Origin of the sequence: Marinitoga aeolica (assembly GCF_029910535.1) — a bacterium.
GTDB lineage: Bacteria > Thermotogota > Thermotogae > Petrotogales > Petrotogaceae > Marinitoga > Marinitoga aeolica.
On record NZ_CP069362.1, the window covers coordinates 1,401,747 to 1,417,470 of the forward strand.

General features: G+C 25.7%; 14 protein-coding genes. 5 read left to right on the forward strand and 9 right to left on the reverse strand.

All coding sequences use genetic code 11. The features are described 5' to 3' along the window. Positions 1-128 precede the first annotated feature (128 nt). A complete protein-coding gene (locus JRV97_RS06575) occupies positions 129-2,216 on the forward strand; it encodes a methyl-accepting chemotaxis protein (protein WP_280997366.1) in 2,088 nt (695 codons plus the stop codon). Positions 2,217-2,242: 26 nt separating this feature from the next. On the opposite strand, the gene JRV97_RS06580 is transcribed toward JRV97_RS06575, so the two are convergent. From JRV97_RS06580 to JRV97_RS06620, 9 genes are all read right to left on the reverse strand, one after another. Next, entirely contained in the window at positions 2,243-3,202 is a 960-nt protein-coding gene (locus JRV97_RS06580) for an asparagine synthetase A (protein WP_280997367.1), read from the reverse strand. A gap of 313 nt (positions 3,203-3,515) precedes the next feature. After that, complete coding sequence (mutL, locus tag JRV97_RS06585) at positions 3,516-5,387, reverse strand: DNA mismatch repair endonuclease MutL (RefSeq protein WP_280997368.1); 1,872 nt, start codon at positions 5,385-5,387, stop codon at positions 3,516-3,518. Between the two features lie 4 nt (positions 5,388-5,391). After that, positions 5,392-6,111 carry a 23S rRNA (guanosine(2251)-2'-O)-methyltransferase RlmB gene (gene rlmB / locus JRV97_RS06590; RefSeq protein ID WP_280997369.1) on the reverse strand — a complete coding sequence of 240 codons (720 nt, stop codon included), beginning with the start codon at positions 6,109-6,111 and terminating at the stop codon, positions 5,392-5,394. After that, positions 6,112-6,534, reverse strand: coding sequence for a Mini-ribonuclease 3 (locus tag JRV97_RS06595; RefSeq protein WP_280997370.1), 423 nt, complete (start codon positions 6,532-6,534; stop codon positions 6,112-6,114). 177 nt (positions 6,535-6,711) lie between these two features. Next, positions 6,712-7,362 carry a response regulator gene (locus tag JRV97_RS06600; protein ID WP_280997371.1) on the reverse strand — a complete coding sequence of 217 codons (651 nt, stop codon included), beginning with the start codon at positions 7,360-7,362 and terminating at the stop codon, positions 6,712-6,714. Beyond that, a complete protein-coding gene (locus tag JRV97_RS06605) occupies positions 7,340-8,953 on the reverse strand; it encodes an ATP-binding protein (protein WP_280997372.1) in 1,614 nt (537 codons plus the stop codon). Before JRV97_RS06605 ends, JRV97_RS06600 begins: the two co-directional genes overlap by 23 nt. 19 nt (positions 8,954-8,972) lie before the next feature. Then, positions 8,973-9,353 carry a DUF1987 domain-containing protein gene (locus JRV97_RS06610; protein WP_280997373.1) on the reverse strand — a complete coding sequence of 127 codons (381 nt, stop codon included), beginning with the start codon at positions 9,351-9,353 and terminating at the stop codon, positions 8,973-8,975. Between the two features lie 12 nt (positions 9,354-9,365). After that, positions 9,366-9,911: a SiaB family protein kinase gene (locus JRV97_RS06615; protein ID WP_280997374.1), complete on the reverse strand. Its 546-nt coding sequence runs from the start codon at positions 9,909-9,911 to the stop codon at positions 9,366-9,368. 20 nt (positions 9,912-9,931) lie between these two features. Continuing rightward, positions 9,932-11,641, reverse strand: coding sequence for a cache domain-containing protein (locus JRV97_RS06620; RefSeq protein ID WP_280997375.1), 1,710 nt, complete (start codon positions 11,639-11,641; stop codon positions 9,932-9,934). 78 nt (positions 11,642-11,719) lie between these two features. On the opposite strand from JRV97_RS06620, the gene JRV97_RS06625 reads away from it, so the two are divergent. The 4 genes from JRV97_RS06625 (at position 11,720) to JRV97_RS06640 (ending at position 15,715) form a co-directional block, all read left to right on the forward strand. Then, positions 11,720-12,652 (forward strand): enolase C-terminal domain-like protein, encoded by a 933-nt coding sequence (locus JRV97_RS06625; protein ID WP_280997376.1) that lies wholly within the window; start codon positions 11,720-11,722, stop codon positions 12,650-12,652. A gap of 179 nt (positions 12,653-12,831) precedes the next feature. After that, complete coding sequence (locus tag JRV97_RS06630; protein WP_280997377.1) at positions 12,832-13,566, forward strand: hypothetical protein; 735 nt, start codon at positions 12,832-12,834, stop codon at positions 13,564-13,566. Positions 13,567-13,610: 44 nt separating this feature from the next. Then, a complete protein-coding gene (locus JRV97_RS06635; protein ID WP_280997378.1) occupies positions 13,611-14,342 on the forward strand; it encodes a hypothetical protein in 732 nt (243 codons plus the stop codon). Next, positions 14,339-15,715, forward strand: a complete 1,377-nt coding sequence (locus JRV97_RS06640) for a hypothetical protein (protein WP_280997379.1) — start codon at positions 14,339-14,341, stop codon at positions 15,713-15,715. The genes JRV97_RS06635 and JRV97_RS06640 overlap by 4 nt, the downstream gene beginning before the upstream one ends. Positions 15,716-15,724 lie beyond the last annotated feature (9 nt).

The following is a 15,724-nucleotide window of genomic DNA, read 5'->3' on the forward strand; positions in this document are numbered from 1 at the left end:
TATTTCTTTATAATCTTTTTTGGAATTTTAATCATAAAAGTATATAATCAAACTGTAGAATTATATGGATTTATTTGTTGATAGATTGATATTTGAATAATTCTTTCAAATAAAGCGGAGGTGTTAAAATGAGCATTAAAGCGAAAATTATTTTTGGATTTTCTGTAATAGTATTAATAGCTGTTATTATAGGATCTTTGGGTTTGTTGTCAACAAATAATATAAAAAGTTATGTTTTAAATATTGCAAATGAGAACTTACCTAAAGTTCAGAAAGTGTTATCGCTATATCAATTACAAACATCTATTGAAAAATCTGAAATGGCATTGCTTGGATTAACCGATCAACAATTAAGAAATAATGAATATCAAAAAATGGATGAAACATGGAATTCCATTAATAAACTGATTAAGGAATATGAAAACTTTAATTTGAATGCCGAAGAAACAAAATATTGGAAAGAATATAAAAATAAATTAAGTGCCTGGGAAAGTGCCCATGCAAGTTTCATGGAATTATCTAAAAAATTGGATGAGACGAAGATACTTGATCCTAAAACATTAAAATTGGATGTAAAAACATATGAAAGCGAATTATATAGATTAGCATGGATTATTGAAAAAGCAATTTTAGAAAAAGAACCATTTAATGAAGAATTAAATCCTAGAAAAAGTGCTTTTGGTAAATGGCTTGAAAATTATCAAACAGAAAACGATTATCTGGCAGATATGTTTGTTGATATGAAAAAATATAATGAAGGTTTTTTAAAAACAGCTAAAACAATTAATTTGGTAATAAAAAAGAAAAATGAAAAACAAATCTCTTTAATGCAGAGAGTATATAACAATTCTCTTATTCCATATTTAGAGAATATTTTTGATACATTTGAAACAATAAATCAAATTGCTGATGAATCGTTGAAATTAAAGAATCAAATGGCTGATCAAAGTTTAAATGTAGATTTGCCACTTTTTGAGGATATGGCAGGTGTATTAAAGAAAATAGTTGATTATAATAAGACTGAAGCAATTCAAAAAGGTAATGAAGCAGTTTCTAAAGCTCAAAAAGCATTAATTGTTGTTTTATCTTCAATAGGATTCGGTATTATTATTTCTATAATTTTTGGATGGGCTATTATTGCAAATATTGTAAAACCAATTAAAGAATTAATGAAAAAGATAAAAGCATTTGGTAAAGGAGATTTAACCATTGATTTTACCATGAAAGGTAAAGATGAAATATCACAAATGGCTAAGGTTTTAGATAATATGGCAAGTGATTTAAGGGATTCAATGAAATTAATATATGAAGCTTCAAATAAATTATCATTATCTTCGGATACATTAGCTTCAATATCAGAAGAGCAAAATGCTATTTCAGATGATTTATCATCACAATCAAGAATTATTGAATCAAATACAGAAGATGCGTCTGCTTCCGTAGAAGAAGTATCTTCAGGAGTAGAAGAGGTAGCAAGTTCTGCTCAAATGATATCAACAAATGCAGAAGAGTTATCTTATAAAGCGAATGAAGCTTCAGAAGCAGCATTGAATGGAGAAAAATCTGTAAACAGAATTGTTGAAATAGTGGAAAATGCAGTAAAAGAATCAAGTAATACTCAAGAAAAAGTAAATAGCTTATCAGAAAAGGTTCAAAATATAGGTAATATTGTTGAAACAATAAATCAAATAACAGAACAAACAAATCTATTGGCATTAAATGCCGCAATAGAAGCCGCAAGAGCCGGTGAAGCCGGCAAGGGATTTGCAGTAGTTGCTGATGAAATAAGAAAGTTAGCTGAGCAAAGTAAAGCGTCAACTGAAGAAATAGCAAAAATTTTGATATCTGTTAAAGATGGTGCTGTAAGTGCAAATGAAGCCACAAATAAAGTAGTTAATATAATAAAAGATATTGATGTTGAATCTGAAAATGTTGTTTCGCAATTTAAGTTGATTTTAGATAAGGTAGAAGAAATGAATATGAAAGTTCACGAACTTTCATCTGCAGCTGAAGAACAAAGTGCTTCTACAGAAGAAATGGCAGCAGCCATGGATAGAATTTCAAAGGTTATTAATGAAATATCAGATCAAGTAAAATATATGGTTTCAGCAATCGATCAACAAACAAAAAGTTCTCATCAAGTAAATGAGACAGCAGAAGAAGGAAATAAATTGTCACAATCGTTAATGGAATTAATAAATAAGTTTAGCATATAATAAAACGGGCTGAAAAGCCCGTTTTATTATATAGAATGTTTACCTGGAGTTTTGGCAAAGAGTCTGGTTTTTTCAACATGATCTAAAGCTAAAATCCATCTAGTAAATCTTTCAATTCCGATTCCACAACCTGCTGAATGTCTTAATATTCCAGCTTTGGCTACTTCTAAATAATCTTTGAATTGTTCTGGTGGGGTCTTTTTTAATTCCATTCTTTTTAATATTTGCTCATATTCATGTTCTCTTTCACCACCAGAAATAGCTTCTTCATATCCTTCTGGATATATAAGATCAAAATCAAGTAAAACATCAGGTCTTTCAGGATCTTGTTTATCATAAAACTCTCTTTCCATTAAAGGAATATCTATCATCCAGAATGGTTCTTCGGCCTCTAAAGAAGCTTTTTTCTCATAATCTTCACCGTATTTTTCTTTTAGTTCTTTAACTGTGTATCGTTTAAATGGTTTTTTAGGTATTTTTAGTGATGGATGATATTTTTCGATAATTTCAGGATGTTTTTCTTTTATAGTTTTTATTGTGTAAATAATTGCATCTTCCATAACATCAAAGACATCTTCACGAGAAGATTCTAACATTTCCATATCAATTTGAACAAAATCAAATAAATGCCTTCCTGAATTCATTTTATCTTCTGTTTCAAGTCTAACATTTGGTGATACAATATATATTTTTTTATGAACCAATACAGCGACTTGTTTGTGTAAAATCATAGATTTTGTTACAGAGTATTTTTGCCCATAATATTCAAATTCAGCTTCGAAATGTGGATGGTTTAATGGATCAGTTATTGGAGAAACTGTAACAGGCAATAATTCAACAAATCCTTTTTTGTCTAATACATGTCGGATACCTTTTAAAATATCACTTTGAATCAATGTTGCATCTTTAAAAACGGGATTTTCTAAATACTCTTTTACCAATTCTACAGTATCAATCTTTCTTCCTTCTGCCAATTTTTTAGTCATAATACCCTCTCCCTTCAAAATAATATAATATATAAAATTATGTATAATCTCTCCCTCTCCCAGGCATTTTCACAAAGTACTTGAAAAATCAATAATAAAAAAATTATGATTAATGACTAAAATATAAAAAACCGGCGCTGGTACGAAAATATCCAGCGCCGGTGAATTATAAACAACGAACTACCTCGCGTTACACCAACGCTGGTTGATATTATTATTATTGAAATTATTAAATTTTATTGAAATTATTTTTTTCATAAGTTACACCGCCTATAATATTTTTTTTCAATTATACTATAATTTTTTTGAGATGTCAAGTTCTCTCAAAAAAATCATCTATTTTTTTTAATGATAATTCCATGGAAATAGGTCGTCCATGAGGGCATGTTAAAATTTCATATTCTATAATTTTAGAAATAAGAGTTTCCAATCCAACAGGGTCATCTCCAGTTTTAACTGCAGCTCTGCACGACATAGTTGCAATTGCATGATCAAATACTTTTTCGGGTGATTCTATACCTTCCAATCTTAATTCATCAAGTATTTCTATAATAGCATTTTGAGGGTCGTTTATTTTAATATTAGATGGTAATCCAGAAATAAAATATCCATCATTATTTTTGATAATTTCGAATCCCAGTTTTCTAATTTTTTCAATATTATTTTCTAAAATTTCTTTTCTTATAGTATCAAGATTTAATTTTATAGGTAGCATTATCATCTGTGTTGTAATATTTCCATTTTCAAAAAATTCTCTTTTTAAGTCTTCATAGATAACTCTTTCATGAGCGGCATGGAAATCTATAAATTGTATAGAATCTTTTAATTCAAGAATAATATATCTATCTGCTACTAATCCGAGAATTTTATAATAACTTAGGTCTAAAATTTTTTCTTTTTTCTTTATTTCTGGTTTTATATAATTTGTATTATGAATAATATTTTTTACAATATTTTTTTCATTATTTTTTTGTTGAAAGTTTTTTTGTATGGACTGAAAATAACTGTTTTTATTATCTTTTTCTTCCTTTTTTCTTTTTATTAAAAATGTATTGTATTTTTCTTCATTATCTGAAACTATAGGAACTTCATTTAATTTTAAAGGTTCAGATTTAACAGGATATTTTTCTTTTTCAATTTTTGATTTTTCTTTAAAATTATAATTTGAGTCGTTTTCAATATTAATAGCCATTTTAAATTTAGTTTGATTAATTAAAGTTTCTCTTATAATCCTTTTGAATTTATTATAAATAATTCTTGATTCAGATATTTTTACCTCTAATTTTTGTGGATGAACATTAACATCAACTTCTTTAGGATCTATATCAAAAAAGATAATCCCATATGGATGTCTTCTCGACTCTAGCATTTCACCATATCCTGCTTCAAATACAGCGAATAAGTCACCAGAACGTATATATCTATTATTTATAAAAAATATTTGAGCTGTTCGATTGTTTCGAGTTACTCGTGGATGAGATATAAATCCTTTTATTTTAAACCATGGTTCTTCATAATCAATTCTAAAAAAATCTTCTTTTGAAGTTTCAGGAAAAATAACGTTTATTTTTTCAAGTAATTTCATATTTTTAGATATTGAGTAAATAGATTTATTATCTTTTATATAGCTTATTGAAACATTAGTAGCTAAAATAAATTTTTCTATAATTTCAGTAATCATTCTTCCTTCAATTGCGGCAGATTTTAAAAATTTTCTTCTTGCTGGAACGTTGAAAAACAAATCTCTTACTTCAATTGTTGTTCCACTTGAAGCAGCAACTTTTTTAATATTTATGGGTTCACCACCTACGAATTCTATAGAAGTAGCAATATTTTCATTTTTTCTTCTTGAAACGATTTTCATTCTTGAAACTCTTGATATAGCAGCTAAAGCTTCACCTCTAAATCCATAAGTATGTATAGAATATAAATCTTCAACTTCTTTAATTTTACTTGTAGTATGTGGTTGAACAGCTAATAAAATATCTTCTTCAGACATTCCAACACCATTGTCTGTAATTCTTATATATGTTTTTCCACCATCTTTTATTTCTATAATAATATTATCTGCGTGAGCATCAATTGCATTTTCAAATAACTCTTTTACAACTGCAAAAGTACCAGTGACAACTTCACCAGCAGCGATTTTCATAATAACAGATTCAGGTAACTTAACAATAGCCATTTTTTCACCTGCTTTTTTGTTTAAATATTTCAAAAAGCAATATTCCTGCACTTACAGAAACATTTAAAGAATCAACATTATTTGCCATTGGGATTGATATTAAAGCATCACATCTGGATTTTACTTTTTCTCTGATTCCGTTTCCTTCATTTCCCATAACTAATGCGACATTTCCAGTTAAATCCATTTCATAATAAATATTATAGCTCATATCTGCACCATATACCCAGAATCCTCGTTTTTTAATAACGTCAATAAATCTTGATAAATTAGTGACTTTTAAAATGGGTATTTTAAAAGCTAATCCTACAGAGACTTTAATTACAGTAGGAGTAATTTCCACAGAGTTATCTTTTGGGATTACAATTAGATCGCTGTTTGATGCGACAGCTGATCTTATTATTGCTCCAAAATTGTGAGGGTCCTGGAGTTGATCCAGTATAATGATTGTGGCGTTTTCTTTTAAATTATCAAGAATATCTTCTTCGGCATATTTAAATTCTTTGCCTATATCAATTACCACACCTTGATGTTTGGATATATTTACCATTCTTTGTAATACTTTATCTGGTGCAAAAGAGAAAGAATAATTATGTTTTTTGGCTAATTCAATTAAATCATTTAAAGTTTTATCCGTTTTTTTACTATCTGTAAAGTATATATTTTTTACAGGATATTTTGCATTTATAATCTCTTTTAGAACATTTCTACCATAAACATACATCTATTCTCTCTCCTTTAATGTGTTTTTTGATAGTTCTAATATTTCATTCAATCTTGTATAATCTTTTTTTAAAAACAAATATCCAATTACAGTTTCAAAAGCAGTAGCTTTTCGATAGTTTATATCATTACCTCTTTTTTTTGCTCCTTTTGAATTTAATCCCCGTTTATAAATAGAGTTTTCTTCTTCAGTAAAGTTATTTATAATGTTGTCTACTATTTTTGATTGTGCAGAAGCGCTAACATAATTTTTGCTCTCATTATGCAATTTTCCAGCCTTTTTCCTGCCTTTATCAATTATATAGTTAATAAAATACAAATTTAATACAGCATCTCCAATATAGGCAAATGTATCTACAGGGACTTCTTTTAAATCTATAATTTTACTTTCAAATAATTTTCCTAACGCATCAAATTCACTCATAAGAAACTCCTTTCAGAAAAGATTGTATTATTAATAATTATATCATAAAACTTAGCACCTTACGGTGCTAAGTTTTAGTTTATAAAAAAATTACAAAATATTCAAAATAATATTTTACTCTTTACATTATTTTTTAATATTTTATTTTCAATCTATAATTTAACGACAGGCGTTAAATTATATTTCTATATCAACATCTCCGCCGTGATTTTTTATTTTCAGCATTATGTCATTCAGTGATTTTTTTAAAACGTATATATTTTCATTTTCATCGAAATATGTAAAAACAATATTTAAAGGCTTTATTATTAAAAAACCGTCGACAACTTTATTTATTTTTTCAATAACTCTTCCATTTAAAGGTTTGTTAATATGAATTCTTAAAACGCCGTTCACATTTTTAACTTCTACAACGTTTTCTTCTTCTTGTTTTTTATAAAGATTTCTTATTTTTGAAACTTTGTTTTGTGAAATAAAAACCTTATTTAAAGCCTTTTTAAGCTTTTCTATAGTTACAGGTTTTATAATAAAATAATCAGCACCGAAATTCAAAGCATCAAAAATATCTTTTTTATTGTTTATTACGCTAATAATAATAATTTTTGAATCCGGGAATCTTCTTTTTAACTTTTTTAAAGCATGAATTCCATCAGTTTTTTTTAACATTAAATCTAATGTTATTATATCAGGTTGTAATTTTTGATATATATCAATCAAATTATAACTATCTTCTAATTCATCAACAACAATATGACCAAGTTCATTGAAAAATTTTTTTAACGTATTTCTCATAATTATATTATCTTCAACAATTAATATTCTGGCCATGGAATAAACCTCCTGAAGATTTTGGTAAAATAATTTCAAAAGATGTACCTTTTAAAGGTTTTGACGAAATTTTTATTTTTCCATTTAATTTTTCTACTTCATTTTTAATGATAGTTAATCCCAAACCTTTTCCGGCAAACTCGCTTGGAGAATCATATGTGGTAAATCCTTCTTTGAAAATTTCATATAATAATAAATCTTTATTTTGCTTGTTAATTTTTTTTAATTTGCTAATATCAATTCCTTTTCCATCATCAGATATTGTAATATAAATGTTTTCTTTATCATCAAAAATTTTACAATATATATTTCCACCAGCTGTTTTATTTAGAGATAATCTTTCTTCTGGTAATTCTATACCATGAACAACAATATTTCGGAATATATGTATAAGAGATTTATTAAAATTGAAGTATATTTCTGGATCAAAGAAAATATTACTATTACTTTCTATATTAAAACTATTAATTTCTTTACCAAATTTAAGAGCTAACTCGTAAGAATATTTTTTATACATATTAAAAATATCAATAAAAGAGGAGTAGTATATTTTTTTTATTTTATTTAATAATTTTTTGGAATAAAATTCTGGCAGTTCTTTTTCTATTAAATTTTCCAGATCTAATAATTTAGTTTTATCAATCCATAATTTATCTTCTTTCAGAAAATCTTTACCTAAAGCATTTTCTATAATATTTATTTCATAGTCAATAAAATTTTCGGGCTTTTTTTGCTGAATAAAATTTAAAATATCATTTTTTGATAAAATATCATTCTTTATAATATTTAAAGTGTTTTCAAAATTATCAATATTTTTTCCAGCTTTTATCATATTCCATTGTAAAAATAAACCTTTATATGTATGCATTTTTTTTAGTAGATCAGATAAAAAAGCTTTTAAAGAAAGAATATTGATATTATAATATAATCCTTTTGTACAATAATTAATATAATCATCAATAGTTTTTTTTACAATATCTCTATATATTATAGTATTTAATAACATTTTATTATTATTTTTTTCAATTTCTAATTTTTCTTCCAGGATTTTTTTATCGGTAATATCGGAAATTATACACATTATTTTCTTCTCGGATTCTAAATGGAGTATTTTATATCTAATTTTTAAAATTTTATTATTTGTTGTTATTTCAGTTGGTAAAAGTTCTAAATAAACATCCTCTTTTTCATCGTTTTCAAAGATATGATTTAAAATTCTCTTTTCGATTTCATGATCTTCTCCGAATAATAGGTATAATACATTTTCTTTAAAAATATTTTCTTTATCGAAAATATTTAAACATTCATTACTATAATCTCGGTTAATAAGAAAATTTTCTCCAAAGGTAAAAAATCCCTCTCCGGAATTATCAAGAAGTAACTTTAAATTCTTTTTAGTATCATTAAGCAACTTATGATTAATATCACTTATTTTAGCTATCTTTTTTGATTGATTTAAAAGTTGTTCATAACTTTTTATTAAAGAATAATAATTCTCTTTTATTTCAGTATCAGAAAGAGAATTATTTTCTAAAAGTTTTTTGTGTTTTTCTAAAATTTCTATTTCATTAAAAAATATATTTTCACTCATAGCTATTACCTCGAGTATTCTATTTTTTAATCATATTAAATGGAATATTCAAATCTTCCATAAAGTTTTCAGCGATTTCATATGAAAATTCATTATCCTCATCATAATACCAGTTGATTATTATATTTTTATTATTTTCATATGCTTCTTCAAGAATATCTAATATAAACATTATAGATTTTGTGCTGCTTGTATTTAAATAACTGATATCGAATTTAAAAATAACCTTTTCATTATTTGCCAAATTATCAAAATAATTTTCTAACCATTCAAAAATAGGATTATAGAAATCAAAAGAATTTTCAGGATAAGATTCTCCTTTTATAGATAAAATATTTTTTTCCGGATCAAAATCAATTTCTGGTGTTGCCTTTGTAGGTTCAATATATAATTTCTTCATTATCTTACCCTCCTAAACTTTTATTATTAATATAAAATAATAATATTTTTCATCTAATTTTATGAAATCATATTCGAATTTTTCAGAAGCTCTTTTGGCCATTTCAAGAAAACCAAGACCAGCACCACCAGTTTTACTCTTAAAAGTTTCTTTTAATCTTTTTTTATATAGTAATTTTATTTCATCTTTACTTAAAGAATTTATTTTATTAATATATTCTTTTAAACTTTGCATATCTTCTTTTTTTATAATATTTCCAGAACTAATAAAGTATTTATGATCGCTTTTTCCTATCAATAATATAGATTCTAAAAAAACGTGATTTTTTTCTTCTGCAGTTAAAATTCTTTCATAATTTTTTATATTTTGACTTTGTTCTATAAATACAGAAAAAACATTGTTTGAGGGGGTATTAAGATTTTTATCATTCTTCATATATTCTCTTAATGCTCTCCCGATTTCTTCGATTATCCCCTGAGAAAAAGGTCCAATAAAAGACATTATAACATTACTTTCTGTAATTTTCTTTTTCAGTTCAAGAATTATTTTCGGATACAAAATAATTCCCCCCTTTGAAATTATTTTAATTTAAAACCAATAATAGTAATATCATCTCTTTGGTCTTCTCCAGCCATATATTTATTAATACATTCTTCAAAATTCTTTTTTTGTATAGTCATCGGTTCTCCAGAAACTTTTTTTATTAAATTAATAAAATTCTTTCTACCGAATCTCTTTCCTTCGGGATTATTTTGATCTTCATATCCATCAGAAGACATATAAAAAGTCATATTTTCTTTTATTTCAATAATATGTTCTTTAAAGATATAATCATCTTTAGAGCGTTTATATCCAATTCCTTTATTATCTGCTTTAATTCTAATGACTTCATCATTGTGTGCATAATATAAAGAAATTCCAGCACCGCTATAAACAAGCTCACTTTTATCTGACGAAATATAACATAATCCAATTTCTAAACCATCATCAATTCTATAATCAGTACTATTTGAATTTATGGTTTTTTTAAATAATCCATTTAATTCACTTAATATTTTTGAAGGTTCTTTAATATTAGTATCGTCTATAATTCTATTTAATAAAGAATTTGCTGTCATTGTCATTAAAGCTCCCGGTACACCATGCCCAGTGCAATCAACTACAGCAATGTAAAAAGAACCATCTTCTTTTTCTTTAAACCAGTAAAAATCGCCTCCAACTATGTTAGTCGGTTTCCAAAAAACAAAGAAGTCTTTAAAATTCTTTTTTAATGTATTTTCTGAAGGTAAAATAGAATTTTGAATGTTTTTAGCATAAAAAATACTATCCATAATTTTTTTATTTTTTTCCTCTAATTCTTTAGTTCTTTTTTTAACTAAAGCTTTTAACCTAATATTAGAGATTAGTATACTTTGTAATATGACAAAAGCAATTAATAATGCGAGAGAAATTAATGAGTAAGAAATAACCCCTTTAATAACCGGAGCTATAACTTCGCTTGTTTCAACCGTTGTAATTATATACCATCCTGTAGAACTCAGTTTTGTATAAGCAACGTAATAATTTTTAGAATTGATGGAGGTTTTTATAAGATCTTTTTGTTTGTCGAAAGCTTTTAAATCAAACATAAATTTTTTGTTTATATTCTCAAGGTTTTTATGAAGAATAATGGTGCCTTCTTTATTTACAACGAATGTTTGACCGGTGTTATAGCTTATTTCTGCGTTTATTAAATTTACAAATTGACTTATGGAACAATCAATAGATAAAACACCTACAACTTCATTATTTTCGTTAATTAAAGCTTTTCCTGTAGATATTAACCATGCCTTTGTTTTATATTCTTTATAAGGTGTTCCAATGTATACAGTTTTTGGATTTTTAATTCCTTCTAAGTACCATGGTCTGATTGTTGGATCATAACCCTCTGGTACTTCCCAATCATTAATAACTATTTTTTTATTTTTATATCCAGTATAAATATATGCAATATTTTTGTTTGAATTTTGATAGTTTTTCAAAACTTCTAAAACTTTTTTTTCACTTTCTCTGGAAAATCCTGCATTAATGAAATCTTTGTCCTTTGCAAATGTTTCGGCAAAATGTATCAATTCTTTAAAATAATCATCGATAAAAGTAGCAACAACAGAATTTTCACTTTTTATATAGTCTTGCGCTTTGCTTAAATTTATATTATAATAGTTAATAGAGAAGAATAAACCGATTCCAATAATGAATATAATAGATATGAATGATAAAGGCAAAATAATTTTATGTTTGTTTTCCATTACTAGCACCTCGTTTTTTTAAAATAATATTCATATATTATATTATATCAGAAAAATTATAAAAATAGGAGGAAAATTATGAATAGAAAAAGAGATGTATACTATTGGCAGGAAAGAAGTATATTAAAATATTTAAAAGAGGAATGGATAGAACATGCTGTATTCAAAATTGATTCAAATGGAGTAGAAGGTATTGGTGCAGGGACACCTAATCCTGATTATGGAGAAACATATAAAACTACAATGGCTATAATTGAAAAGTTAAGAAAGTTGACAGAAGAATGGAAGAATTTAAATGATTATGCTGAATTTGAAAGAGAGATGGACAATATAGTAAAATTTGATATGTCATCAAAGACAGCTGTAGAAATTGCAATTGCTGATTATATATTAAACGCAAAAGAACTAGATTTATCGAAAATATTATTTTCTGAATCAGGTGAAAATCAAGAAATGAAAAAAATATATGTTCATAAGGATATGGGATATGCCATTTATGAAGAAATTTATGATGCTTCCACCATAAAAATAGAATTTTTAGAAAAAATAAATTTAGAAGAGTTAGAAATATTGCGAGCAAATATAGAAAAATATAATGTTTGGATAGATTTTAAAGGATTATTTAATCATTATGAAGTAAGGAAAATATTGAATATTTTTGAAGGAATAAATATAATTGCTATTGAACAGCCTTTGCCTGTTGGAAGTGAGTTTGCAGCAAAAGATTTGTTAATGAAATATCCAATTTTTTGGGATGAATCATTTAAAAACGTTCATGATATTTTAAAACTAAAGAATATATCAACAGGATTAGTTTTTGAATTAACAAAATTTGGTGGATTGTTAAAAACATCAGAGTATTTAAAATTGGCAAGAAGAATAGGATTAGAAACAATGATTTCTTCAAGAATAGAACATCCAATTACTTTAAAATGGGCAAAAAAGATAAAAAACTCTTTTAATTATATAGATCTTGATTATGAACATTATATAGAAAAAACTTCTAAATAAGGAATCTGGAGGATTCCTTATTTTTTTTACAATTTTTATTGTTAATAATGTATAAACAATAATAATCGATATTAATAATTTGTAATAATCAAAAATCATTTTTCTTTCAAAAGAGTGAAGGAGTATAATATTATTGCAACAAAAATATAACATCTATTACATCTATAGGAGGGGTGTGTATGAGAAAATATTGGATATTTTTTATGTTGATTGCAGTTTTATCTTTTGCATTAGTAGGATGTGTAAAACCTAAAGTTGAAGAACAACCTGAACCTATTATGTTAAAAGTAGAATTACCAGATAGTTTACCTTCAACTATAACAAGTGTTTATATGGTAGGGAATTTTAATAATTGGACATTTTCTGATGATTATGTATATGATGTGGTTACAGAAAATGGGAAAAAGATGGTTAATGTTGAGTTAAATTGGGATAATTTAGAATATCCAATTCAGTTTAAATTCTCTGATCAAATGGACTGGGCAGGTGTAGAAAAAGGTCCTAATGGAGAAGAATTAACTAATAGAGTTATTTTTGAAAAACCAGTTGAATCAAAGAATTTAAGAATTTGGAATTTTGCAGATACTTCTATAGATTATTCTTCTATGTCTACACCTGTTACAGTTAAATTTGTAGTTGAAGTTCCAGAAAATACACCTGAAGCATCAGGAGTATATATTAGAGGAGATTTAATAAATTCTTCCTGGGATGGAACACCTTTGACACTAAATAATGGAAAATATGAAGTTACTTTAACTCTTAATTCTTATGAATTATATCAATATAAGTATGTTTTAGATAATGATTGGGCACATGTAGAATTGATGCCTGATGGTACAAATGATATACCAAATAGATGGATTGTTGTAACTGATAATGAAACTATAGTTAATAAAGTTCATGCTTGGAAATAATTAAGTAGCCCCTTTTGGGGCTTTTTTAATAGGAGGTGGTGTTTTTGAAAAAGATTGTATTATTAATCTTAATAATTTCTTCAGTGTTCATTTTTTCTGGATGTTTAATGAAATTGTTAAATCTTTCTGTTCCAGAAGGTATATATGTAGGATATGATGGAAATAATTGGCTGCAAACAGATGATAAAGGTATTATCGAAAATAGTAAATTTGTATATGATGATAATTTAAAATTATATAAAGTTACAATAGATGCTTCTAAAATCAATTTTAATGAAATAGATAATGATGGTAGTAAATTTTATATAGGTTATTATAAAGTATTTAATGTAAAAAGCGATGGGAACATAGTTTCTGACTCTATTCCTATTTTGAAATCTGCTTTGTCAAACAATCAAATAACAGTTTATTTAGATATAGATAAACTTGTTAATGGTAAAGCAATTGGTATTGGCGATGATACAAAATTAAATATGAATTGGTATGCTGCTGGAACTTTCAATAATTGGTCTCCTGAATTGATGAATAAAGTTAATAATCATTTTGAAATAGAAATAGATAATGCGTATAATAAAGGAGATAATATAGAATATAAGATCCCAGCTTCAAATAATTGGAAACCATGGCAGATGATATTTAACAGTGAAGTGTATTCAGATTCATCTCAAAATCAAATATATACCTTTAAAAATAATGTGACAGGTTTTAAAATTAAATTTTATCCTTTAATCAGTTATGTTGAAATTGAAGAATTAAAGGCTGGTGATTCACAATGAAAAAAATCTTTTTGTTTTTAATTTTACTAATTTCAATATTTGTTTTTTCCGATATTCAGATCAATGGTAATTTAGAAACATCGTGGACTTATACATTAGAATCATCACCTGCTCAATTTTATTACAATGGATTAAAATTAGATTTGTATGTTAAACCAAATGATTCAAATTTTTCTGGAGAGTTAAACCTTAACAAAGGCAATGATGATAAATATTATATAACAGATGGTGAGTTTAATTTTAAATTCGATACAAGTCAAGTAAAAACTTTATGGAAAAAGAAAAGCGTAAATACTACAGATTGGATAAATGCTTTTAATAATGAAAAAATTGGAACTGTTGATGGAATCATATATAGTTTTGATTTACCAATACTACATGCTGAAAATTATTTGGTCAAAAAAGATGGAGGTTCTTCTTCGATTTTTATATCTCATATAAGAGGTATTCCTTTAGGAAATTTCTATTATAGTTATATATATTCAAGAGAATTTTTTACAAAGTATATTTATTCAGATTGGAGATTATTTGATTTTAACTTGAATTTAGGAAATAATCAATTATTTGGAGAATTTGGATATTCATATGATAAAGGTGAGAATTATCTGGATAATAATTATCTTATCTTTGCAGGAAATAAAATGAACTTAGGTAAAATTCAAAATTCTTTATACATAAAATATCTATCTTCAGGTTATAAAAAAGATTATTTGCCAGATAGTTTTTCACAAAATATTAGAGATGAATTTAACATTGATAAATTAGGAATTACATTAGAAGGAGATTATCATTTTAAAGATGATAACTTTTCTAATTTTTCATTAGATTATTTAAAAAGCTACTTTTCATTAAATAATTATAATTATGTATATATAGGAATGCCTTTTGAGAATAATAAGTATAATATAGATAATATTGAATTTTCTGTGAATGTTCCATTGAATTTACCTGTTATAGGTAATGCGAATTTTTCGGTGTATAAATATGGATTAGAAGATAATTGGAAGAATATAAAAAAGTATAAATCATTTTCTATTTCATCTAATGTAAATGGAAATATGTTTGGATATTATTATAATTTATCTTATATTTTTGGAAACAATGCAGTGAATATAGAAAATTCTACTGTTTATAGTGGAGGTTTTTCTGAAGTTTTATATGGGACATTATCAAAATCATTTGGTAATTTAAACATATTTGGAAAAGGTATGTATATATATGGTGTAATAGAAAGGTATAAAACAATGTATTTAGAAGCGAAGTATACAGGTTTTTCTAATATGGAGTTATTACTAAGTCTGGGTGATGGTAATTTTGGTGCTTCAAAAGAGTTTAAGAAACAATTATCTTTAACTGTTAAAACAGGATTTTAGGAGGTGTGT

What these genes read in the sequence shown, in the direction of transcription:
- JRV97_RS06575 (WP_280997366.1), top strand. Translation starts at nt 129, where the DNA reads ATGAGCATTAAAGCGAAAATTATTTTTGGATTTTCTGTAATAGTATTA.
- JRV97_RS06580 (WP_280997367.1), bottom strand. Translation starts at nt 3,202, where the DNA reads ATGACTAAAAAATTGGCAGAAGGAAGAAAGATTGATACTGTAGAATTG.
- mutL (WP_280997368.1), bottom strand. Translation starts at nt 5,387, where the DNA reads ATGGCTATTGTTAAGTTACCTGAATCTGTTATTATGAAAATCGCTGCT.
- rlmB (WP_280997369.1), bottom strand. Translation starts at nt 6,111, where the DNA reads ATGTATGTTTATGGTAGAAATGTTCTAAAAGAGATTATAAATGCAAAA.
- JRV97_RS06595 (WP_280997370.1), bottom strand. Translation starts at nt 6,534, where the DNA reads ATGAGTGAATTTGATGCGTTAGGAAAATTATTTGAAAGTAAAATTATA.
- JRV97_RS06600 (WP_280997371.1), bottom strand. Translation starts at nt 7,362, where the DNA reads ATGGCCAGAATATTAATTGTTGAAGATAATATAATTATGAGAAATACG.
- JRV97_RS06605 (WP_280997372.1), bottom strand. Translation starts at nt 8,953, where the DNA reads ATGAGTGAAAATATATTTTTTAATGAAATAGAAATTTTAGAAAAACAC.
- JRV97_RS06610 (WP_280997373.1), bottom strand. Translation starts at nt 9,353, where the DNA reads ATGAAGAAATTATATATTGAACCTACAAAGGCAACACCAGAAATTGAT.
- JRV97_RS06620 (WP_280997375.1), bottom strand. Translation starts at nt 11,641, where the DNA reads ATGGAAAACAAACATAAAATTATTTTGCCTTTATCATTCATATCTATT.
- JRV97_RS06625 (WP_280997376.1), top strand. Translation starts at nt 11,720, where the DNA reads ATGAATAGAAAAAGAGATGTATACTATTGGCAGGAAAGAAGTATATTA.
- JRV97_RS06630 (WP_280997377.1), top strand. Translation starts at nt 12,832, where the DNA reads ATGAGAAAATATTGGATATTTTTTATGTTGATTGCAGTTTTATCTTTT.
- JRV97_RS06640 (WP_280997379.1), top strand. Translation starts at nt 14,339, where the DNA reads ATGAAAAAAATCTTTTTGTTTTTAATTTTACTAATTTCAATATTTGTT.